A 22,569-nucleotide genomic window follows, 5' to 3' on the forward strand; every position below is an offset into this window, starting at 1 on the left:
ATGTGCACGCTTCTGCGGCTGCTAAATGCGCTGACGTTGCTCGCCTGGCCATTTTTAGTGTGGCTCACCATCACGCAGCCACAATGGCGCGGCATGTTGGGCTTGCTGGCGCTGCTGTTTGTGCTGCGCATCTGGAGTTTGCGGCGCGCAACCGGGGCTATGGGGCGCGTGATGCTGCTGCTGGCGCTGGTCGGCACGCTGTTGTGCCTTGCTAGCTTGCTGCTGCGATCGCAACACCTGTTGCTGTGGTATCCGCTGGTGGTCAACGTGCTGATGCTGCTGCTGTTTGGCAGTTCATTGTGGAGCCCAATGCCGCTGGTGGAAAGACTGGCACGGCTGCGTGAACCCGAACTGCCGCCGCGCGCAGTGCGCTACACGCGGCGCGTGACGCAAGTGTGGTGCGGCTTTTTCATCTTCAATGGCAGCGTGGCGCTGGCGACCTGCCTGCTCAACAATCTCCAACTGTGGACGCTTTGGAATGGCGGCATCAGCTATATTCTGATGGGCGCGTTGATGGGCGGCGAATGGCTGCTACGTCAGCGTATAAGGAAACAGGCATGAAGGTTTGCAGTATCCGCGACTGGCTGAATGCGCCGGATCGCCTCGTTGCCTGGCAAGGCCAACAACAGTTCACTCTGTCGCTGCTGCGTCAACAGGTGCAGGCGTTATCACAACGATTGCAACAGCAAGCGGGCCAGCATTGGGCGCTGTGTTTCGATAACAGTTACGCTTTTACCGCCGCGCTCTTAGCGCTGTGGCATGCCGGCAAAACACCGGTGATTCCCGGTCATTGTCGCGCCGCACAGTTAGAAGAGATGGCCGATCAACTCGATGGCGTACTCAGCGATATGCCGCTGGACGTCTCGCTGACGCAACTGCGCTGGGACGGTGCGCTAGCCGAAGGTGAATTGCCGCCTATCGCGGAAGATGCCCATCTGGTGCTATTCACATCTGGCTCCACTGGCACGCCGCGCCGCGTGGTGAAATCACTGCGCGCGCTGGATGTAGAAGCGCACTGGCTGTACAGCTTGTGGGGCCAACGGCTCCGCGATTGCCATATGATTGCTTCTGTCAGCCATCAACATCTGTACGGATTGAGTTTTCGCATCGTGCTGCCAATGGCGCTGGGTTTACCGTTCGCCGCGCAGCAAATCTTCTACAGTGAACAGTTAGCCGACCAATCGGCCGAGCGATGCTATGCCTTTATCAGCAGCCCGGCATTTTTGCGCCGTCTTGATCGCTCACTCGCCGCTCCGCGCTGTGAATTGATCGTCTCAGCCGGTGGCGCCTTGCCGTGGGAAGCTGCGCAACAGGCGCAGCAGGCGTTGAGTTGCACAGTTGATGAAATTTATGGCAGCACCGAAACCGGTGTGATTGGCTGGCGCAGCGCGCAGCATGAAAACGCGCGCTGGCACTGTTTCCCGCAGGTGACGCTGCGCGAGACAGAAGCCGGGCGCTGGCGCATATTTTCAGCCTTGCTGGAAAGCGCGGAAGGTTGTGCGTTGGATGATCGCCTTGTGCAGCAACCTGGCGGGGAATTTGAATTAGCCGGCCGCCAGGATCGCGTGGTGAAGATTGAAGACAAACGCGTGTCGCTGAGTGAAATCGAGCGCCGCTTGCTGACGTTGCCGGGCGTAACCGACGCCGCTGCGTTGGCGCTGCAACGTCACGGCCGCCATGCGATTGGTGTGGTGCTGGCGTTGCTGGATGTGCCTGATGCCGCCACGCTGCATCAGCGCAAACGAGAATGGAAGCAGGCATTGCAACCCTGGCTGGAGCCGGTTGCCATGCCACGCTATTGGCGCGTGGTGACCACCATTCCGGTCACCGCACAAAGTAAGCGCGCCTGGCCGCAAATTGAGGAGTTGTTTGATGTTGCCGGTTGAATTGCAAGCCCAGCAGCAGGGCGATGTGTTGACGTTACGCCTGCATGCTGCCGCCGATCTGTTTTGGTTCCGCGGTCATTTCCCCACCTTGGCGATTCTGCCCGGCGTGGCGCAGTTGGATTGGGCGCTGCATTACGGCCTTGAACGTCTTGCACCCGGTAAAGCCTTTGCCTCGATTGATAACATCAAATTTCAGCAGCCGGTGCCGCCGGATGCCGAACTGGAATTGCAACTGCACTGGAACGCTGAAAAATCGCTGCTGAGTTTCAGCTACAGCCTGATCAACGGTGATAGCAGCACGGTTGCCAGCAGCGGGAAAATTCGCCTGTGTTAAACGCTGAATTTAAGCCGTGCGTGCTGATTCCCTGTTACAACCACGGCGCCATGCTGGCATCTGTGCTGGCGCGGCTGGAACCGTTTGATCTGCCGATTATTCTGGTGGATGACGGCAGCGATGCCGCCACTAAACAGCAGATTGCCGCGCTCCGTGCACCAAAATTGCAGGTGCTGACGCTGCCGCATAATCAAGGCAAAGGTGCGGCGGTGATCGCCGGGATGCGTGCCGCTGCGGCCGCCGGTTACAGCCACGCATTGCAATTGGATGCCGACGGCCAACATCAGGTGGAAGACACGCCGCGCATGTTAGCCGAAGCACAACGTTATCCACACAGTTTGATCTCCGGCCAGCCGATTTACGATGGTTCAATCCCAAAATCACGTTTGTACGGCCGCTACATCACGCACTTCTGGGTATGGGTGGAAACCTTGTCGTTTTCCATCAAAGACAGCATGTGCGGTTTTCGCGTCTATCCGTTGGCGGCTGCGCTGAAACTGTGCGATCGCCGTCCAATTGGTCAACGTATGGATTTCGATACGGAAATCATGGTGCGCCTGTATTGGCAAGGCACGCCGAGCCGCTTCATCGCCACACGCGTGACCTATCCCGCCACCGGTTTGTCGCACTTTGATGCTTTACACGACAATCTACGCATTTCGTGGATGCATACACGTCTATTCTTCGGCATGTTGCCACGCATCCCGCAACTGCTGCGCCAGCGTGGCAATGCGCAACATTGGTCGGCCACGCCGGAACGTCGCGGTCAAAGCGGCTTGCGCTTTATGCTGTGGCTGTATCGTCGCGCCGGGCGCTTGCCGTTTGTGCTGCTGTTGTGGCCGGTGGTGGCGGTGTATTGGCTGACGGGACGCGCCGCGCGTGCCGCCTCGCAACAGTGGTTAACACGCGTGCAAGCGGTGGCACAGCAGCAGAACATCGCGCTGCCTGCACCGATTAACAGCTATCGCCATTTCCTGCGCTTTGGCTACAGCATGCTGGATAAAGTCGCAAGCTGGCGCGGCGATCTGCAATGGGGACGCGACATCGATTTCGCGCCCGGGGCTGAAGCCACCATTCGCGCTGCCGAGGGTAAAGGACACCTGATTCTGGCCTCGCATCTGGGCGATATCGAAGCTTGCCGCGCGATGGCGAAGCAGGTCAACGGGTTGGTGATTAACGCGTTGGTGTTCACCGAGAACGCGCAACGCTTCCGCGATGTGCTGGAAAGCATCGCGCCGCAGGCCGGCGTCAATCTGATGCCGGTCACCGATATCGGCCCCGACACCGCTATTCTGCTGCAACAAAAACTCGATGCCGGTGAATGGGTGGCGATTGTCGGCGATCGTACTGCGGTTCATCGCCAGCGCGGCGGCGAACGTCGCGTGGTGTGGAGCGAATTTATGGGCCGCCCCGCGCCGTTTCCACAAGGGCCGTTTGTACTGGCGGCGGCGCTGCGTTGTCCGGTATTGCTGATGTTTGCGCTGCGTGAACAGGGGCGACTGCGGGTGCACTGCGAAGCCTTTGCCGATCCGCTGTTGCTGCCGCGAGCGCAACGTCAACAAGCGTTACAAGCCACCGTTGATCGCTACGCCGAACGCCTGCAACAGCATGCGCTGATGGCGCCGCTGGATTGGTTTAATTTTTACGATTTCTGGTCATTGCCAGAGGAGAAAAGCCGCGATGAGTGAAGCGAACTACCGCGCTGAAGTGGAGATCACCGTGTCGTTCCACGACTGCGATCCGATGGGCGTGGTGTGGCACGGCAACTATTTCCGCTTTTTTGAACGAGCGCGTGAAGCCTTGTTGCGCAGCGTCAATTACAGCTACGGTGAAATGTCCGCCAGCGGCTACGTTTGGCCGGTGGTCGATACCCACGTCAAATATCGCCAGCCGTTGCGCTATGAAGAGACGGTGCGCGTCGTCGCCAGCATTACCGAGTATGAAAATCGTTTGCGCATTGATTACGTGATTCGCAACGCGGCGGGGCAGGTGACCACCAAAGCCCACACCATTCAGGTGGCGGTCAATGCCACCACGCAGGAGATGTGTTTTGTCTCACCTGACATTCTGTTTGAACGCCTGGGAGTGAAGCCGTGATGCGAATTTTATCGATGCTGCTGCTGTTGGTATGCAGCAGCGCCAGCGCGGTAACGCTGGAACAATTACAACAGCGTTTCGCCAGCCAGCCGGTGATCCGCGCCAATTTTGTTCAGGTGCGCACCATCGCTGGCATGTCACAGCCGCTGGTCTCGCGCGGCCAGTTACTGATCGCTCAGCAGCAAGGTTTGTGGTGGCAGCAAGCCACGCCGTTCCCGCTGATGCTGATCCTCGACGATAAACGTATGGTACAGAGTATGAGCGGCCAGCCGCCGCAGGTGATCACCGCCGACAGCAATCCGCAAATGTTCCAGTTCAACCATCTGCTGCGCGCGCTGTTCCAGGCCGATGAAAAGGTGTTGCGCGAGAATTTTGACCTCGATTTCCACGATCGCGGCAACAACAGCTGGCAGTTGGGCCTGACGCCCAAGGCCGCGCCGCTGAATAAAATCTTTAACCGCATCGATCTGCAAGGTGAGCAATTCCTCAATCGCATCACGCTGGATGATAAGCAGGGCGATAAAACCGAGATCACTTTAAGCAACACGCGTACCGAACCATCCACCTTGACCGATGAAGAGCGAGCGCGTTTTGCCCCAGCGCAGTGAGAAAAAACTCGCGCTGCTGTGGCTGGCGATGTGTCTGACGCTGGCAGTGGCGTTGGCGCTATTGTTGCCGCGCAGCCAGCTTAACAGCAGTGTGCTAGCGCTGTTGCCGCAGCAGAATCTCGGCCAGGCACCCGCGGAAATTCAGCAAGGATTTATGCAGCGCCTTGATCGTCAATTGGTGTGGCTGGTGAGCGCCAACAACCAAGACGGCGATGCGGCTGCCGCGTGGTGGCAACAGCAATTGCGTGCCTTGCCGATGCTTAAACAGGTGAGCGGCGAGCTGGATGATAATCAGATGCAGCGTTGGGGCGCTTATGCCTTTCAGCATCGTAACGGATTAATCGATCCCGCCACGCGAGCGCGCTTACAAAACGGCGGCAACGCGCAAGCCGACTGGATTCTGGCGCAATTGTTCTCGGCGTTTGCCGGTGTCGGCAGCAAAGAGATCAATAACGATCCGCTGTTGCTGGTGCGCGGCGCGCAGTTGGCGTTGCAGCAAAGCGCCAACAAAATGGTGCTGCACAACGGTTGGTTGACGGTTAACGATGCGCAACAGCGCCGCTGGTATTTTCTGCACGGCGAACTGGCGAGCAATGCGTTTAGCATCAAAGAGAGTCATCAACTGGTGGTGGCGCTGAATCAGCTTGAGCAACAGTTAAAAACGCGCTGGCCGGAGGCGCAACTGTTGACGCGCGGCACGGTGCTGTTTAGCGACGATGCCAGTCAGCGCGCACAACATGATGTGGAAACCTTGGGCAGCGCAACGCTGGCAGGATTGCTGCTGCTGGTGTGGCTGGTATTTCGTTCGCTGCGACCACTGGCGCTGTGCGCGCTGTCGGTAGCGATTGGCGCGATGGCGGGAACCGTCTTCACCTTACTGTTTTTTGGTGAGCTGCATCTCACAACGCTAGTCATGAGCCTCAGCATTGTCGGCATCTCGGCCGATTATACGCTCTACTATCTGACCGAACGCATGGTGCATGGCGAAAACACCACGCCGTGGCAAAGTCTGCACAAAGTGCGCGGCACTTTGTTGCTGGCGCTGGGCACCACGGCGATTGCCTGGCTGCTGATGCTGCTGGCACCGTTCCCCGGCTTGCGCCAATTGGCGGTCTTCGCTGCCAGCGGATTGAGTGCTTCATGCCTGACGGTAATCTGCTTTTATCCGTGGCTGGTGCGCGGTTTGCCGGCGCGGCCGATTCCCGCAATGGTGTGGCTGGCGCGCTGGCTGGCCGCCTGGCGTCGCAATCGCCCGCTAAAATGGGGATTACCGGCGTTAGTGGCGATTTACGCCACCAGCGGTATTGTGCAACTGCGGGTCGATGACGATATCGCTCATCTGCAAAGCGCCCCGGCGCAGTTGCTGGCGCAGGATCGCCAACTGGCGCAACTCACCGGGCAGCAAGCCGATCAAACCTGGTTTGTGGTGTGGGGCGATGATGAGCAGCAGGCGCTGCAACGTCTCAGTGCTTTAACGCCGAAGTTGCAACAGGCGCAACAGCAAGGCTGGTTCGCCGGTTACCGCGTGCTGCCGCTGAATTCACTGGCGCAGCAGCAGCAGGACGTCACGCTATTGCAGCAAGCTGCGCCAACCGTGATTGAGCGTCTGAAGCAAGCGGGTATCACCGTTGCCAATGCCGATCTGCAGGCGATGCCGGTTTCCGCCGCCGATTGGCTGGCAAGTCCGCTGAGCGAAGGCTGGCGACTGTTATGGTTGTCGCTGCCGGATGGACGCAGCAGCGTGCTGGTGCCAATCAATGGCGTGAAAAACAGCGCGGCGCTGCAACAGTTGGCGCAGCAGCAAGCGGGCGTTAGCTGGGTTGATCGCAAAGCCAGTTACGATGAATTGTTCCGCTTCTGGCGCACACTGTTAAGTGGATTACTGGCGCTGGCGTTGTTATTGATCACCGCCAGCTACATGCTGCGGCTCGGCATCAAAGCCGGGATGCGTAGCGCGTTGCCGTCGTGGTTGTCGCTGGCGGCGGCGCTGGCAACGCTCGGCTGGATCGGAGCCAGCCTAAACCTGTTTGCCTTGCTGGCGCTGATTCTAGTGCTTGGCATCGGCATCAATTACACGCTGTTCTTCAGCAATCCGCGCGGTACGCCGTTAACGTCAATGCTGGCGGTGACGCTGGCGATGATCACCACGTTGCTGACGCTCGGCATGCTGGTGTTCAGTAGCACGGCGGCGATCAGTGGTTTTGGCACCGTGCTGTGTAGCGGGATTTTTTGTGCATTCTTGCTGGCGCCATTGGCGCTGGCAGCGGGGAAAAGGAAGCAACGATGAGACCAGGATTTTTGCTGCTGTTGAGCCTGCTGCTGGGCGGGTGTGCAGCGCATAATGACCATCGCCCAAGCGCGTGGTTGAAACCGGGCGTGCGCGTCACGCTGCCGGCACCGGGCATTTCACCGGCTTTCCAGCAGCAGCAACTGTTGACTGGTCACGCCAAAGGCAAAACCCAATCACTGTTGGTGCTGCTCAGCGCCGATTCACAGCAGTTGAGCCTGGCGGGTTTGTCCTCGCTTGGCATTCGCCTGTTCCGCGTGACCTACGATAAAAACGGTATCCACACGCAACAGATGATGGCGCTACCGGAAATGCCGCCCGCCAGTCAGGTGTTGGCGGATGTGATGCTCAGCCATTGGCCGATCAGTGCGTGGAAGCCGCAGCTACCGCGCGGTTGGACGTTAACCGATATCGACGATCGCCGCGAGCTGCGCGATCCTTCGGGTGAAGTGGTGACGCTGATTCGTTATCTGCAACGTGGCGCAGTGCGCGAGCCAATCAGCATCGATCAACGTGCCTTTGGCTATCAGATTCAAATCCAACATCTGGACGCGTCATCATGATTTACATCTCCGCCTTCGGCATGGTTAACGCATTGGGCAACGACCTCGCGCAGATTGCTACCCAGCTGCAAGCGGGCAGCGCGCCGGGCATGCAGCCGCGTGATGGCTGGCTGCAAGCGGGTAAGCGCTGCTGGCTGGGCGAAGTGCAGGGCGAATTGCCACCGATTCCTGAGAACCTGGCGGCGCATAACACGCGCAATAATCAGCTGTTGCTGGCGGCGCTGGCGCAATTTCGGCTGGCGCTGGATGCGGCGATTGCACAATATGGCCGCGATCGCGTGGCGATTGTGCTGGGCACCAGCACCTCAGGCGTGGATGAAGGCGATCGTCAAGTGGCTGGCGGTTTGCCAGGCTACGATTACCGCATGCAGGAACTCGGCGATCCGTCGCGTTTTCTGGCGCACTATCTGCAACTGGACGGTCCGGCGTACACCATTTCTACGGCTTGCTCCTCCAGCGCGCGCGCGATTATCAGTGGGCAACGGCTGATTGAGGCGGGAATCGTTGATGTGGCGCTGGTGGGCGGGGCGGATTCATTGAGTCGCATGCCGATCAACGGCTTTGCCAGCCTTGAGTCGCTATCAGAACGGCATTGCGCGCCGTTTAGTACCGACCGCGACGGCATTTCGATTGGCGAAGCGGGCGCGCTGTTGTTGCTAACGCGCGAAAAGCAGCCGCTGGCGCTGCTCGGTTGCGGCGAATCTTCGGATGCCTGGCACATGTCAGCGCCGCATCCTGAAGGCGTTGGCGCGGAGCGCGCCATGTTGATGGCATTGCAGCAGGCCGATTTAGCGCCGCAGGATGTTGGCTACATCAACCTGCACGGCACCGCGACGCCGCTCAACGATCAGGTGGAATCGGCGGTGGTGCATCGCTTGTTTGGCGATCGCGTGCCGTGCAGCTCAACCAAACATCTCACCGGTCACACCTTAGGCGCAGCAGGCGCGACCGAAGCGGCGTTGGCGGCATTGATTCTGCAACACAATCTTCCGTTGCCGCCGCAGGATTTCTCCGCTGCGAGCCGCGATATGTCGTTGCCGGAGTGCGGTTTACTCACCCGTGCGCAACCCTTGGCGCGGCCGGTGATTGCTTCAAATTCGTTTGCTTTTGGCGGGAACAATACCTGCCTGATTGTAGGAAAGTCTCATGAGTGATTTTTTGCCGGTTGGCGATTATCTACCGCACCGCGCGCCGATGTTGCTGCTGGACCGCGTGATTGAGGTAGTGGATGACAGCGTGATCTGTGCCGTCAGCATCAACGCCAGCGGCGTGTTAGCGCCATTTCTCACGCCACAAGGCGAGCTGCCAGCATGGTTTGGCGTGGAGATCATGGCGCAAACCGTCGGCGTGTGGTCGGGTTATCACGCCCGCCAGCGCGGTGACAGTGACATTCGTCCCGGCATGTTGCTTGGCGGACGCGGTTATCGTGCCAGTCATCCCACTTTTGCCGCCAACAGCACGCTGCATATCGAAATGCGCCTGCTGATGCGTGACGACAAACTGGGCAGCTTTGAAGGTGAAATTCGCTGCAACGATGAGGTGATCGCCAGCGGCCGATTAAATACTTATCAGCCCGATGAACAAGAATTACATCAATTGCAACAAGGACTTCAGCCATGACACGCAGCGTATTAGTGACCGGCGCAAGTAAAGGGATTGGCCGCGCCATCGCGTTGCGCCTGGCGCAGGACGGTTTTGACATCGTGGTGCATTATCACCGCGATAGCGCAGGCGCGGAAAACACGCTTGCCGATATCGTTGCGGCGGGCGGCCGTGGTCGCAGTTTGCAGTTTGACGTGGCTCAGCGCGATGCCACACGCGCCGCGTTGGAACAGGATATCGCGGCACACGGCGCGTATTACGGCGTGATCAGCAATGCCGGTATTACCCGTGACGCGGCATTTCCGGCGCTGACCGAAGACGAGTGGGATAGCGTGATCCACACCAATCTCGACAGTTTCTACAACGTGATTCAACCCTGCGTGATGCCGATGATCGGCCTGCGCAAAGGTGGGCGCATCATTACCTTGTCATCGGTTTCCGGCATCATGGGCAATCGCGGTCAGGTCAACTACAGCGCGGCGAAAGCTGGGATTATTGGTGCCACCAAAGCGCTGGCGATTGAATTGGCGAAGCGCAAAATCACCGTCAACTGCATCGCGCCGGGCTTGATTGATACCGGCATGACCGATCTTGAGCCAGTGGTGATTGATGAAGCGCTGAAAATCATTCCGATGAAGCGTATGGGCGCGGCGGATGAAGTCGCCGGACTGGCCAGCTACTTGATGTCGGATATCGCGGGCTACGTCACGCGTCAGGTGATTTCAATCAATGGAGGTATGCTGTGATTCAGCGTGTAGTGGTAACCGGCATGGGCGGCGTGACGGCGTTTGGCGAAAGCTGGAGCGCGATCGCCGATCGCATCAAACAGGGCAAAAATGCGGTGCGCCATATGCCTGAATGGCAGGTGTACGATGGCTTGCACACGCTGCTGGGCGCGCCGGTTGATGATTTCGCGCCGCCGGCGCATTACACACGCAAACGCATTCGTTCAATGGGCCGCGTTTCGTTGATGGCGACGCGCGCCACCGAATTGGCGCTGGAGCAGGCGGGATTGATCGATCATCCGGTGCTGACCAGCGGCGAAACCGGCATTGCTTACGGCTCTTCTACCGGCAGCACCGGCCCGGTGAGCGAATTCGCTACCATGCTGACCGAAAAGCACACCAACAATATTACCGGCACTACTTATGTGCAGATGATGCCGCACACCACGGCGGTCAATGCCGGTTTGTTCTTTGGTCTGCGCGGCCGGGTGATCCCAACTTCCAGCGCCTGTACCTCTGGCAGCCAGGCGATTGGTTATGCGTGGGAAGCGATTCGCCACGGCTATCAAACCGTGATGGTCGCTGGTGGCGCGGAAGAGTTGTGTCCATCAGAAGCGGCGGTGTTCGATACGCTGTTCGCCACCAGCCAGCGCAATGATGCGCCGCATACTTCGCCAGCGCCGTTTGATCAGCAGCGCGACGGATTGGTGATTGGCGAAGGCGCGGGCACCTTGATTCTCGAATCGCTGGAGCATGCGCAGGCGCGCGGTGCCACCATTTATGCCGAGCTGGTGGGTTTCCACACTAACTGCGACGCCGCGCATATCACTCAGCCGCAGCGTGAAACCATGCAGATTTGTATTGAGCGCGCGCTGAAAACCGCCGGTGTGACGCCCGAGCAAATTGGCTACATCAATGCGCACGGCACCGCCACCGATCGCGGGGATATTGCAGAAAGTCAGGCCACTGCGGCGATTTTTGGTAACAGCACGCCAATCTCTTCCCTGAAAAGCTATTTCGGTCATACCTTGGGCGCTTGTGGTGCACTGGAAGCGTGGATGAGTATTGAGATGATGCGAGAAGGTTGGTTCGCGCCGACGTTGAACCTGTCGCAACCGGCGGCGGAGTGCGGAGAGCTGGATTACATCATCGGCGAAGCGCGTCATCTGGAGACGGATTATATCCAATCTAACAATTTCGCCTTTGGCGGGATTAATACGTCGTTGGTGTTTAAGCGCTGGCGCGAAGCGTAATTCTGCCCCTATCTAAAACCAGGTCACCATAAATGGCGACCCTACAAAACCTCGCACTTCGCCCGTAGGGTCGCCATTTATGGTGACCCGACAAAACCTCGCACTTACCCCGTAAGGTCGCCATTTATGGTGACCTCCGCAAAGCCACGCTGAATAATCTCCCTGCCAAAACTCGGATTTTTCTTGCTTTCGCCGTACAGCTGCGCATAATCGCAAACCGCAATAATAATGATTATCAATTCGTTTGCATTAGGGGATCTTCATGCGCACTATGCCTTTCAATCCCGGACTGAAACCGACGCTGTTGGCCGTAATGGTCAGCGCCGGTTGTTTGCCAGTGATGGCTGCTACTACCAACACCACAACCCAAACTGACGCGAAAAACGAGCAGCAAACGCTAACCGTGACCGCAACACCGCAAAGCGATTTCAAACCCGGCGGCGACGATCTGGTGCCGGCTTACCTCGATGGTCAGGTGGCGCACGGCGGCCGCATCGGCATGCTGGGTGAGCAGAAAGCGATGGACGTGCCGTTTAACGTCATCGGTTTCACCTCGAAAATGATTCAAGACCAGCAAGCGCAAACCATCGGTGATGTGGTGCGTAACGATGCTGGCGTACAGAATCTGAAAGGCTACGGCAACTTTGCTGAAAGCTACCGCATTCGTGGCTTCAAGCTGGATGGCGATGCCATGACTTACGGCGGCCTGGCCGGGATTGTGCCGCGTCAGGTGATGGATGCCTCGCTGATTGATCGTGTTGAGATCTTCAAAGGGGCCAACGCCTTGCTGAACGGTTCGGCCGAAAGCGGCGTTGGTGGCATGATTAACCTCGAACCAAAACACGCTGATGATACGCCGCTGACGCGTATTGGTGTTGATTACACCTCCGGCTCGCAGGTTGGCGGCACGGCAGATATCGGACGTCGCTTTGGCGATAACAACCAGTTTGGCGTGCGTCTGAACGCGGTAAATCGCGAAGGCGGCACCGAGATTGATGGTGAGAAGAAACGTACCACCGCCGCATCACTCGGCCTGGATTATCGTGGCGATCGTCTGCGTACCTCGCTGGACGTCGGCTATCAAAAGAAAACCTTCCACGATGCGCGCAACAGCATCAATATCAGCGGCATCGACTTCATTCCTGATGTGCCGTCGAATTCAAAGAACTACAGCCAGAATTGGGTATTCAGTGATATCCAATCGGAATTCGGTTTGGCAAAAGCGGAATACGATCTCACCGATCAGTGGACCGCCTACGCCGGATTGGGCGCGCAGCATACTCACGAAGTCGGCAACTACGGCATTCCAAAAGTGTTGGATAGCGCCGGTAACGCCACCATCGGCCGTTTCCGCACCAATCGCATTCAGGACAACATGAGCGGCATGGTTGGCCTGCGTGGCGATTTCACCACCGGTCCGGTGACGCATAAAGTCAACTTCGGTTATTCCGCGATGACCGCGAACGCGAAAAACAGCTATCGCATGTCGTCCGGCAACGATGCCAACGTCAACATCTATAACCCGCAGGATGTGACTGAGCCGGACAACGTTTACTCCGGCGGCAGCAAGTTCAGCGATCCGCTCACCACCTACCGTTCACGTTCGCAAGGTTATCTGCTGAGCGATACGCTGGGCTTCTTTGATGACAGCTTGTTGGCAACCTTGGGCGCACGTCATCAGAAAGTGGTGGTGCGTAACTACGGTTATGACGGCGCAGAAGATACCGGCACGCGCTTTGACAGCAGTCGTTGGTTGCCTGCTTATGGTTTGCTGTATAAAGCCACGCAAAACATCTCGCTGTATGCCAACCACACCGAATCGTTAACGCCGGGCACTGCGGCGCCGTTTGGTACCAGCAACTACGGTAGCGTCACCGGCATTGTGCATGCTAAGCAGAACGAAGTAGGTGTCAAAGCCGATTACGGTCGCATTGGTGGATCGCTGGCGCTGTTTGAAATCAAGCAGCCGGTGGGGATCAAAAACAACAACGTTTACCAGCTTAACGGTGAACAACGTAACCGTGGCGTCGAGCTGAATGTGTTTGGTGAGCCGGTGCTGGGTCTGCGTCTCAACAGCAGCGCGACCTGGATCGATCCGGATATGACCAAAACCGGCGACAGCAACGAAGATGGTAAAAACGCCATTGGCGTGCCGCGCTTTACCGCTGCGCTGGGTGCGGAATATGACATCAAGCCAGTTGACGGTTTAACGGCGACCGCGTTGCTGAACTACACCGGTTCGCAGTACGCCGATCTGGCCAACAACATGAAGCTGGATGACTACACCACGCTGGATTTAGGTCTGCGTTACCGCATGAAGGTTAACCAGAACGACATGGTGTGGCGTGTCGGCGTGGATAACGTCACCAATGAGAAGTATTGGGCCAACGTCGACGACAGCGGCACCTACTTGTCGCAGGGCGAACCGCGTACGGTGAAAGTGTCTCTGACTTACGATTTCTAATCAGTGGGCGGCCAAATGGCCGCCCTTATAATTAAATGCTTTATCCTTCCCTGTATTGCTTTAAACTCTGCTGCTCGAAACGCGCCCTAATGCTTGAGTCATTATGAGTTCACCCGCACCACACGACGATCATGACGAACCTTATCGCCAACCGCTGGACGACGCACTCTTCGCCATTGTGGTGCTTGCAGTGACGTCGGTTACGCTTATAATCTTCGTCCTGATGATTACCCTGTGGATGAATTAAGGTCAGCAACGGGAAAAGGAAGCCTGCAAGGAGATGTTGATGGAAGCCAGAGATGACAAACTGATCGCCATAATTGGCCTGTTATCCGCCTGTTTAATCGGCGTGGTTTTTCTCTTCACCATGACATGGCTGACCGATGTGCGTCACCCGACCGATCCTACGCTTGATGTGCAAACCTGCCCGCAAAAGACCGCGACCACGCAGCAGTCTTAATCGCTTTTCTCCCAGTTCTGCCACTTAATCTGTTGACTACGTAACTCCAGCGCCAGCGCTTCATGCAAGGTGCGATTGCCATTGGGATCGCCAAGGCCAAACAGCGCGCCGGGCGAACGACGATCGTCGGCCCACGCCGGATACTCCACCACCGGATAGATTGAAATTCCTTCCAGCGCCACGCCTTGCGTCAATGCCAAGCGCGCTTCTTCGCTCACCTGACGCAGCCACGGCGCGCGTGCATCGCCTTCCGCGCCGGTTTCCGCCAGCAACATTGGGCGTTGATAACGTTGCCAACATTGCAGCAGTAAACGGTGCAATGGCTGACGCGTGGGGTGATCCAGCGGGATGGTTTCGCCAGAGAAAAACCAATGGTTGTCGGGATAGTAATTCAGGCCGAGGATATCGAGAAAATCTTCGCGTCCGCCAAGTTCCGGCGCATCGCGTCCCGCCAGCCAATCCCAGGCTTCGAATTGCGCCTGATGTTGCGCGTCGGCGTAAGGTTTGCTGTCGGGATTGTCGGGATCGGTAGCCACTTGCACCAGAGGATCGGTTAACACAAAGCGCGCGTCGGGATAGACTTCGCGGATCGCATGCATCGCCGCCAATGAAGCACGCACCAACTGGCGCTTTAATTCACGTCCGCGTTCACTGGCATAAGGATCGAGCCACGACACATCGGCGCCAGCCCATGACCAGAAGGAGATTTGGTTAATCGGCGTGAAAAACGGCTGGGTTATCCCTTCATCGCGCATTAACTGCGCCATGGCGCGGGCGAAGCGTTCAAAGTGATCGACAAATTCCGCTTTCCAGATATCCAGATGATCGGGATAGCCAAAGTGCGCCAGTTCCCAAATGATCTGCATGTCGTGGCGCGCGGCGGCATGCACCATCGGCAGAAAGCTGTGCCAGTCATACTCATGCGGCGTAGCTTCAATCAGATGCCAACGCGCTCCGTCGCGCGCGGTGTGCAGACCTTGTTGCGCCAGCGCGGCATAATCTTTTTCCAGCAACATGTCGTGGCCGCTGCTGATCACCATATCTAAACGACGCCCGCCCGCGCGACGACCGGTGGAACAGGGAAAACTGCCTTGAAAGAAGCTGCGGAACAACTGAGGGTGATGGCGCAGGGATGGCTGAGTCATAATCCTCTCCTCACGGTGAACGCCGGATGCAGAACGCTTGGCTAAGTCTAGACTAAATTGACGATGCGCCATTTTGCAGAAGGGGAAGGCTCCGATTGCTTCTTTGCGCATTGATACCAACAATAATAGGTCCAGCGATTTCAGGGATTCCTTATGAGTGAAGCAGCAACCTCTTTGCCGCCCGAGCAGCCAGCGGGAAAAGGGCTAAAGCAGAGCGTCGAGGCGCGGTGCGCGCAGCATCCGGGTATGAGCGGTATTCATCCGCTGAATGATGGATTAGACGCTTTTGCCGCGCGCTATTTGCTGATGGAAATGGCGCAGCACAGCATCGATGTGCAGTACTACATTTGGCACAACGACATGTCTGGACGCTTGCTGTTTAGCGCGCTGCTGAATGCCGCCGAGCGCGGCGTGAAAGTGCGTTTGTTGCTGGATGACAACAACACGCCGGGCCTCGATGAAACGCTGGCGGAACTCGATCGCCATCCGAATATCGCGGTGCGCCTGTTTAATCCCTTCTCGTTCCGCACCTTGCGCGCGCTGGGTTATCTCACCGATTTTTCCCGCCTCAATCGCCGCATGCACAACAAAAGTTTGACGGTGGATGGCGCCGCCACGCTGGTGGGTGGACGCAATATCGGCGACGAATATTTTGGTACCGGCGATGAACCGCTGTTTACCGATCTCGACGTGCTGGCAATTGGCCCAGTGGTGGACGAAGTGGCGGAAGATTTTGAACGCTACTGGCTTAGCAAAGCGGTGTCGCCGCTGCGCAAAGTGGTGGATGTCAGTGGCGATGTGCATCAGGCGGTGCGTTTGCCCGAAGAGTGGCAACAGAGTGAGGCGGTGGAACGTTATCTGGCGCGGCTGGAACATTCATCGTTCATCAGCCAGATGGAGCAAGGCGAATTGGCGATGACGTGGGCAGAGTCACGCTTATTGAGCGACGATCCGCGCAAAGGATTGGGCAAAGCGCGTCGTCGCAATTTATTGCCGCAACGCATGCTGGAAGTGATCGGCATGCCAGAGCAGCAGTTCGATATCATTTCGGCCTATTTTGTTCCAACCCGATCCGGCGTGGCGCAGTTACTGGCGCTGAAACGGCGCGGTGTCAAAATCGCCATCTTGACCAATTCGCTGGCGGCCAATGATGTCACGGTAGTGCACGCCGGTTATGCGCGTTGGCGTAAGAAGTTGCTGCGCCATGGCATCGCGCTGTATGAATTGAAACCGCAAGATAATCCGCAAAATGCGCCGCACGACCGCGGTTTGACCGGTAATTCCGGCTCCAGCCTGCACGCTAAAACCTTCACCGTCGACAACCGCAAAGTGTTTATCGGTTCGTTTAATTTTGATCCGCGTTCCGCCATGCTGAATACCGAAATGGGCTTGGTGATTGAGAGCGAAACGCTGGCGCAGCAAACCCATCAACGCTTTATTGCCGGTATGCGCGATCGGGCGTGGACGTTGCGCCTCGACAAATGGGGACGCGTTAATTGGCTGGAATTTGCCGGAGAGCAGGGCGAAGTGGTGCATAAACACGAACCGCAATGCTCGCTGATGCAGCGGTTGCTGGTGCGATTGGTCTGGCGTCTACCAATAGAGTGGCTGCTGTAGCGGGCGCAACGCTGTGCGCCCGCTCACGATTATTTATTCTGTGGTTTACCGGAGAACAGGAAACGCAGGAGCGGAATGCGCAGATGAATTTCGTACAGCGTGAAGGCGATACCAAACACCATCAGCAAACCGAGGAAAAAGCCCAATGTATCGCTGTGGATATGTGGCGTCACGTAAATGCCGTACAAAATGGTCAGCGGATGGTGCACCAGATAGATAAACAGCGAAGCGTTCACCAGATACATGATGCGTGGTAAATGGCTGTTCAGCAGTTTGTGACCGAGGCTGAAGCAGACGTTCAGCATGCACAGTCCCATCAAGGTTGAGATGATCATATCAAGCTCATACATCCAACCGTCGCCGCTGCTAAAACGCAAATTCAGGCAGTAAGCGATGAACACCACAATCGCGCCGTAACACATCACCGGATTAAAGCGCACAAACAGCGCTTTCAACGCCTGATGCTTCCAGCTCAATGCGCCCAACATAAAGAACGGCAGGAACATCAGCGTTTGCATCACCGCGATGCTGAACAAGCCATCACCAAATACCGCAGGCACAAAGTTGAACAGCACACGGCGGAACAGACACCAAACCAACGCATAGGCCATAAATGCCAGCGTCAATTTACCCCAGCCGATTTGCTGATAATCAATGCTGCGCTTTTGCTTGTTGAGCCATTTGAAGGTCAGCATGCCCAACGTTGTGAGAATCACTAACACCAGCAAAAACCACAGATGCGAAATCAGTTCCCACATCAGCGTATTGTACTTGTCGTACAGTGAAAAATTGTTCCAGTCGCCAATCTTGTCGGTGAGATTTTTTGTGATGAAAAACTGTGGCAGCGTAATCAACGGAACCGCAGTTAACATTGGGATGCCGACGCGCTCCAGACGCACTTTTAACCAGCGCTGCGGCTGATAGCGTAAATAGAGCATGTAGGAAAAATAGCCCGAAATAACAAAGAACACCTGCATGCGGAAGGCGTGAATAAAATCATTCAGTACCGTTAACCAGATTGAGGCGTCGAAACTGTTTACCGCCCATTTTTGGGTTGAGTAGATCAAGGAGACGTGAAATGGCACGCCTAATAACATTAAATACGCTCGGATCGAATCGAGGAAATATTCACGTTGGGGTTTGGCTGAACTCATAATCTTCCAATAGTCAGTTTACTTGCCGGTTTCACCCTGAAACCGGATTATGCCGAATGAAAATTCTACCGGCTGTAAACAGGGTATACTATCAGTTCAATCTGTATGTGATTTTGCAGGGTTTAATTATCCTAAAAGCACACTTTCAGCTTACAAATCAGCGGAACAATCTTTTACATACGCTGTCGGAAAACCGAATAATCCTTTAAGATAAGCGGGTTTGATCTAAGCACACGAAAGGGGGGGATGTGCTGAATAATGTGAATAATAAAGTAGGACTGGTAAAGATGCGCTGGGTAGGCGCGGCAGTTCTGCTGGCTATGTATGCCAACAATAGTTGGGCGTTTAACATCGATGATGTAGCAAAACAAGCCAAGGCGTTGGCAGGGAAAAGTTTCGAAGCGCCAAAGAGCAATTTACCCTCTCAGTTTCGTGAAATGAAGTTTGCTGACTACCAGCAGATCCAGTTTAACCACGACAAAGCTTATTGGGGCAAACTGCGCACACCATTTAAGCTTGAGTTCTATCATCAGGGCATGTATTTCGATACGCCGGTGAAAATTAACGAAGTCACCGCATCGTCAGTACGTGAGATCAAATATAACCCTGACTATTTCAATTTCGGCAACGTGAAGCACGATGCTGATTCAGTCAAAAACCTCGGCTTTGCTGGGTTTAAGGTGTTGTATCCACTTAACAAAAAAGGCAAAGACGACGAGATTTCGAGCTTCCTCGGCGCCAGCTATTTCCGTGTGATTGGCGAAGGCCAGGTTTACGGATTGTCGGCGCGCGGATTGGCGATTGATACCGCCTTGCCGTCGGGCGAAGAGTTCCCGCGCTTCAAAGAGTTCTGGATTGAACGTCCAAAACCGCAGGACAAACAGCTGGTGATTTACGCGCTGCTGGATTCGCCACGCGCGTCCGGTGCCTATCGTTTTGTCATCATGCCGGGCAAAGAGTCCACCGTGGATGTGCAATCCAAGGTTTACCTGCGTGATAACGTCGGCAAACTGGGCATTGCGCCATTGACCAGCATGTTCCTGTTCGGTGCTAACCAGCCTTCGCCTGTCACCAACTTCCGTTCAGAGCTGCACGATTCCAACGGTCTTTCTATTCACGCCGGTAACGGTGAGTGGATTTGGCGTCCGCTGAACAATCCGAAACATCTGGCGGTAAGCACCTTTACCGTTGAGAACCCGAAAGGCTTCGGTTTGCTGCAACGTACGCGTGATTTCAGCCGTTATCAGGACCTTGACGATCGTTACGATCTGCGTCCAAGTGGCTGGGTTGAGCCGCAAGGTGATTGGGGCAAAGGCCGCGTGGAACTGGTAGAGATTCCAACCGCTGACGAAACCAACGACAACATCGTTGCGTTCTGGACGCCGGAAAAACTGCCAGAGCCGGGCAAAGAGATGAACTTCCAATATCGTCTGCACTTCACGCGCGATGAGAACCAGCTACACTCCGACGATACCGCTTGGGTGAAAGACACACTGCGTTCTGCGGGTGATGTGAAACAGTCAAATCTGGTGCGTCAGCCGGATGGCTCAACCGCCTTTACCATTGATTTTGTCGGTAAAGCGATGAGCAAGCTGCCGGAAAATACGCAAGTTGCACCGCAGGTTAGCGTGGGCAATAACGCGGATGTAGTGGAACAAAGTGTTCGCTACAACCCGGTGACTAAAGGCTGGCGTCTGGTGTTGCGTCTGCGTGTGAAAGATAACAAGCAGCCGACCGAGATGCGTGCGGCGCTGGTAAGCGGCGACAAGACATTGACGGAAACCTGGAGCTATCAGCTACCTGCCAATGAATAAATCGACTTATTTACCTCAATCTTACGTGGAGGCGCTGCCGCTTGATGCGGCAGCACGCGCGCGTCTGAGCGATTCGTTGCAGAATGCGCAGGCGTTCCACGCTATTCATACGTCGCTGGGGCAAGATATCGCCGCCAGCGAGCGCCCGGACGATGCGCCGCTGAAATCGGTGTCATCCCGTGTGCAAATGGCCTGGCCAGACTCTTTGGCGGATGGGCAACAACTGAGCAAAGATTATCTTGATCGCACCACGCTGAAGGCGATGCCACAGGTGAAGCGTTCGTTGATGTTCCCGGAAATCTGGCGCACCAACCCGATTGCGCGCGCCTGGGACTCTTTGCGTGGGCAGAAATCCACGCCACGTTATGCCTCGGCAGAAGAGCAGAAAACAGAAGATAAATGGCGCCACGTTGGCTCCATGCGTCGCTACGTGCTGCTGATTCTGACCATCTTGCAAACCGTGGTCGCCACCTGGTACATGAAAACCATTCTGCCGTATCAGGGCTGGACGCTGATCGATCCGATCGAGATGTTCAACCAGAACTGGTTGCAGTCGGTTGAGCTGATCTTGCCGTACATTTTGCAGACCGGGATTCTATTCCTGTTTGCCATTCTGTTCTGCTGGGTTTCCGCCGGTTTCTGGACCGCGTTGATGGGCTTCCTGCAATTGCTGATTGGTCGCGATAAATACAGTATTTCGTATTCCACCACCGGCGACGAGCCGTTGAACCCGGAACACCGTACTGCGCTGATCATGCCAATCTGTAATGAAGACGTTGAGCGCGTGTTTGCCGGCCTGCGTGCTACCTGGGAATCGGTGCAACGTACCGGTAATGCCGAGCATTTCGACGTCTACATTCTGAGCGATAGCTACGATGCGGATATCGCGATTGCCGAGCAGAAAGCCTGGATGGAGCTGGTGCGCGATGTTGGCGGAGCGGGCAAGATCTTCTACCGCCGTCGTCGCCGTCGTGTAAAGCGTAAAAGCGGCAACATTGATGACTTCTGCCGTCGTTGGGGCAGCAACTACAGTTACATGGTAGTGCTGGATGCCGACAGCGTAATGAGCGGTGATTGCCTCACCGGCTTGGTGCGCATGATGGAAGCCAATCCGAACGCCGGTATTATCCAGTCTTCGCCAAAAGCGTCGGGTATGGATACGCTGTATGCGCGTTGCCAGCAGTTCGCTACTCGCGTTTACGGTCCGCTGTTCACCGCAGGTCTGCACTTCTGGCAGTTGGGTGAATCACACTATTGGGGCCATAACGCCATCATTCGTGTGCAGCCGTTCATTGAGCACTGTGCGCTAGCGCCGTTGCCGGGTGAAGGTTCCTTCGCGGGTTCGATTCTGTCACATGACTTCGTGGAAGCTGCGCTGATGCGTCGTGCCGGTTGGGGCGTGTGGATCGCGTATGATCTGCCGGGTTCTTATGAAGAGCTGCCACCGAACTTGCTGGATGAATTGAAGCGTGACCGTCGCTGGTGCCACGGTAACCTAATGAACTTCCGTCTGTTCCTGGTGAAAGGCATGCACCCAGTACACCGCGCGGTGTTCCTGACCGGTGTGATGTCTTATCTCTCTGCGCCGTTGTGGTTCATGTTCCTTGCGTTGTCTACCGCCTTGCAGGTGGTGCATACGTTGATGGAACCAACCTACTTCCTGCAACCTCGCCAGCTGTTCCCGGTGTGGCCGCAGTGGCGTCCTGATCTGGCGATTGCGCTATTCTCAACCACTCTGGTGTTGCTGTTCCTGCCGAAGTTGTTAAGTGTGGTGCTGATCTGGTTCAAGGGGGCGAAACCGTACGGTGGCGCGATTCGCTTGTTCTGCTCGCTGATTCTGGAAATGCTGTTCTCGGTGCTGTTGGCGCCGGTGCGCATGCTGTTCCATACGGTGTTTGTGGTCAGCGCGTTCCTCGGTTGGGAAGTGGTCTGGAATTCACCGCAGCGTGACGATGATGCGACACCGTGGGGCGAAGCCTTCCGTCGTCATGGTTCACAGATGCTGTTAGGTCTGGTGTGGGCGGGCGGCATGGGCTTCCTCGATCTGAACTTCCTGTGGTGGCTGTCACCGATCGTCTTCTCGCTGATTCTGTCGCCATTCGTCTCAGTGATGTCGAGCCGTGCAACGGTGGGGCAGAAGAGTAAGAATGCGAAACTGTTCCTGATTCCGGAAGAGTACGAGCCGCCGAAAGAACTGGTCGATACCGATCACTATTTGCAAATCAACCGTCAACGTGCGCTGAAAAATGGCTTTATGCATGCGCTGTTTAACCCAGCGTTTAACGCGCTGGCGACCGCGATGGCCACTTCACGCCATAAGCAAAGCACCTTGCTTGATCATGCACGCGATCGCCGCGTTGATCAGGCATTGAGCGATGCGCCGGAAAAACTGAATCGCGAGCAGCGTTTGCAGCTGATCAGCGATCCGGTGGTGCTGGCTCGTGTGCATTCACGTTTGTGGGAAAGTGCAGATAAATATCATCAGTGGGTGGAAAGCTATCAGAAGCTGAAGCTCAATCCTGAAGCGCTGCCTCAGCGCTAAGCTGGAAACTAAAAAAGC

The 22,569-nt window shown here is 56.2% G+C and carries 20 protein-coding genes; 18 read left to right on the forward strand and 2 right to left on the reverse strand.

The window, feature by feature from the left end; all coding sequences use genetic code 11:
- From ABDW13_RS07370 to ABDW13_RS07440, 15 genes are all read left to right on the forward strand, one after another.
- Positions 1–561, forward strand: a complete 561-nt coding sequence (locus ABDW13_RS07370; RefSeq protein WP_343551842.1) for a hypothetical protein — start codon at positions 1–3, stop codon at positions 559–561.
- Positions 558–1,886, forward strand: a complete 1,329-nt coding sequence (locus tag ABDW13_RS07375) for an AMP-binding protein (RefSeq protein WP_343551843.1) — start codon at positions 558–560, stop codon at positions 1,884–1,886. The genes ABDW13_RS07370 and ABDW13_RS07375 overlap by 4 nt, the downstream gene beginning before the upstream one ends.
- Positions 1,873–2,220 (forward strand): hydroxymyristoyl-ACP dehydratase, encoded by a 348-nt coding sequence (locus tag ABDW13_RS07380; protein ID WP_343551844.1) that lies wholly within the window; start codon positions 1,873–1,875, stop codon positions 2,218–2,220. The genes ABDW13_RS07375 and ABDW13_RS07380 overlap by 14 nt, the downstream gene beginning before the upstream one ends.
- A complete protein-coding gene (locus ABDW13_RS07385) occupies positions 2,214–3,908 on the forward strand; it encodes a glycosyltransferase (protein WP_343551846.1) in 1,695 nt (564 codons plus the stop codon). The genes ABDW13_RS07380 and ABDW13_RS07385 overlap by 7 nt, the downstream gene beginning before the upstream one ends.
- Positions 3,901–4,317: a thioesterase family protein gene (locus ABDW13_RS07390; RefSeq protein WP_343551847.1), complete on the forward strand. Its 417-nt coding sequence runs from the start codon at positions 3,901–3,903 to the stop codon at positions 4,315–4,317. Before ABDW13_RS07385 ends, ABDW13_RS07390 begins: the two co-directional genes overlap by 8 nt.
- On the forward strand, positions 4,314–4,925 hold the full coding sequence (locus tag ABDW13_RS07395; RefSeq protein WP_343551848.1) for an outer membrane lipoprotein carrier protein LolA: 612 nt from the start codon (positions 4,314–4,316) through the stop codon (positions 4,923–4,925). The genes ABDW13_RS07390 and ABDW13_RS07395 overlap by 4 nt, the downstream gene beginning before the upstream one ends.
- The gene (locus ABDW13_RS07400; protein ID WP_343551849.1) at positions 4,891–7,212 is read left to right on the forward strand and encodes an MMPL family transporter; all 2,322 of its coding nucleotides are present in this window, start codon (positions 4,891–4,893) and stop codon (positions 7,210–7,212) included. The genes ABDW13_RS07395 and ABDW13_RS07400 overlap by 35 nt, the downstream gene beginning before the upstream one ends.
- Positions 7,209–7,775, forward strand: coding sequence for a DUF3261 domain-containing protein (locus tag ABDW13_RS07405; RefSeq protein ID WP_343551850.1), 567 nt, complete (start codon positions 7,209–7,211; stop codon positions 7,773–7,775). Before ABDW13_RS07400 ends, ABDW13_RS07405 begins: the two co-directional genes overlap by 4 nt.
- The gene (locus ABDW13_RS07410; protein ID WP_343551852.1) at positions 7,772–8,929 is read left to right on the forward strand and encodes a beta-ketoacyl-[acyl-carrier-protein] synthase family protein; all 1,158 of its coding nucleotides are present in this window, start codon (positions 7,772–7,774) and stop codon (positions 8,927–8,929) included. Before ABDW13_RS07405 ends, ABDW13_RS07410 begins: the two co-directional genes overlap by 4 nt.
- Positions 8,922–9,395, forward strand: coding sequence for a hotdog family protein (locus ABDW13_RS07415; protein ID WP_343551853.1), 474 nt, complete (start codon positions 8,922–8,924; stop codon positions 9,393–9,395). The genes ABDW13_RS07410 and ABDW13_RS07415 overlap by 8 nt, the downstream gene beginning before the upstream one ends.
- A complete protein-coding gene (locus ABDW13_RS07420; protein WP_343551854.1) occupies positions 9,392–10,123 on the forward strand; it encodes a 3-ketoacyl-ACP reductase FabG2 in 732 nt (243 codons plus the stop codon). The genes ABDW13_RS07415 and ABDW13_RS07420 overlap by 4 nt, the downstream gene beginning before the upstream one ends.
- Positions 10,120–11,355: a beta-ketoacyl-ACP synthase gene (locus ABDW13_RS07425; RefSeq protein ID WP_343551855.1), complete on the forward strand. Its 1,236-nt coding sequence runs from the start codon at positions 10,120–10,122 to the stop codon at positions 11,353–11,355. Before ABDW13_RS07420 ends, ABDW13_RS07425 begins: the two co-directional genes overlap by 4 nt.
- Before the next feature lie 262 nt (positions 11,356–11,617).
- On the forward strand, positions 11,618–13,819 hold the full coding sequence (locus ABDW13_RS07430; RefSeq protein WP_343551856.1) for a TonB-dependent siderophore receptor: 2,202 nt from the start codon (positions 11,618–11,620) through the stop codon (positions 13,817–13,819).
- 103 nt (positions 13,820–13,922) lie between these two features.
- Positions 13,923–14,066, forward strand: a complete 144-nt coding sequence (locus tag ABDW13_RS07435) for a hypothetical protein (RefSeq protein WP_343551857.1) — start codon at positions 13,923–13,925, stop codon at positions 14,064–14,066.
- Between the two features lie 39 nt (positions 14,067–14,105).
- The gene (locus tag ABDW13_RS07440) at positions 14,106–14,279 is read left to right on the forward strand and encodes a hypothetical protein (protein ID WP_343551858.1); all 174 of its coding nucleotides are present in this window, start codon (positions 14,106–14,108) and stop codon (positions 14,277–14,279) included.
- Here the strand turns inward: ABDW13_RS07440 and ABDW13_RS07445 are convergent.
- Complete coding sequence (locus tag ABDW13_RS07445) at positions 14,276–15,424, reverse strand: beta-glucosidase (RefSeq protein WP_343551859.1); 1,149 nt, start codon at positions 15,422–15,424, stop codon at positions 14,276–14,278. The two genes, ABDW13_RS07440 and ABDW13_RS07445, sit on opposite strands and share 4 nt — an antisense overlap.
- A 153-nt stretch (positions 15,425–15,577) precedes the next feature.
- Here ABDW13_RS07445 and ABDW13_RS07450 point away from each other — a divergent pair, with 153 nt between their 5' ends.
- Positions 15,578–17,041 carry a phospholipase D family protein gene (locus ABDW13_RS07450; protein WP_343551860.1) on the forward strand — a complete coding sequence of 488 codons (1,464 nt, stop codon included), beginning with the start codon at positions 15,578–15,580 and terminating at the stop codon, positions 17,039–17,041.
- A gap of 29 nt (positions 17,042–17,070) precedes the next feature.
- On the opposite strand, the gene mdoC is transcribed toward ABDW13_RS07450, so the two are convergent.
- On the reverse strand, positions 17,071–18,195 hold the full coding sequence (gene mdoC / locus ABDW13_RS07455; RefSeq protein ID WP_343551861.1) for a glucans biosynthesis protein MdoC: 1,125 nt from the start codon (positions 18,193–18,195) through the stop codon (positions 17,071–17,073).
- A gap of 278 nt (positions 18,196–18,473) precedes the next feature.
- Here mdoC and ABDW13_RS07460 point away from each other — a divergent pair, with 278 nt between their 5' ends.
- Both ABDW13_RS07460 and mdoH read left to right on the forward strand, forming a co-directional pair.
- Positions 18,474–20,009 (forward strand): glucan biosynthesis protein G, encoded by a 1,536-nt coding sequence (locus tag ABDW13_RS07460; RefSeq protein ID WP_343551902.1) that lies wholly within the window; start codon positions 18,474–18,476, stop codon positions 20,007–20,009.
- Positions 20,002–22,551, forward strand: coding sequence for a glucans biosynthesis glucosyltransferase MdoH (mdoH, locus tag ABDW13_RS07465; RefSeq protein WP_343551862.1), 2,550 nt, complete (start codon positions 20,002–20,004; stop codon positions 22,549–22,551). Before ABDW13_RS07460 ends, mdoH begins: the two co-directional genes overlap by 8 nt.
- Positions 22,552–22,569 lie beyond the last annotated feature (18 nt).

Origin of the sequence: Pantoea sp. (genome assembly GCF_039594315.1) — a bacterium.
Lineage (GTDB): Bacteria > Pseudomonadota > Gammaproteobacteria > Enterobacterales > Enterobacteriaceae > Pantoea.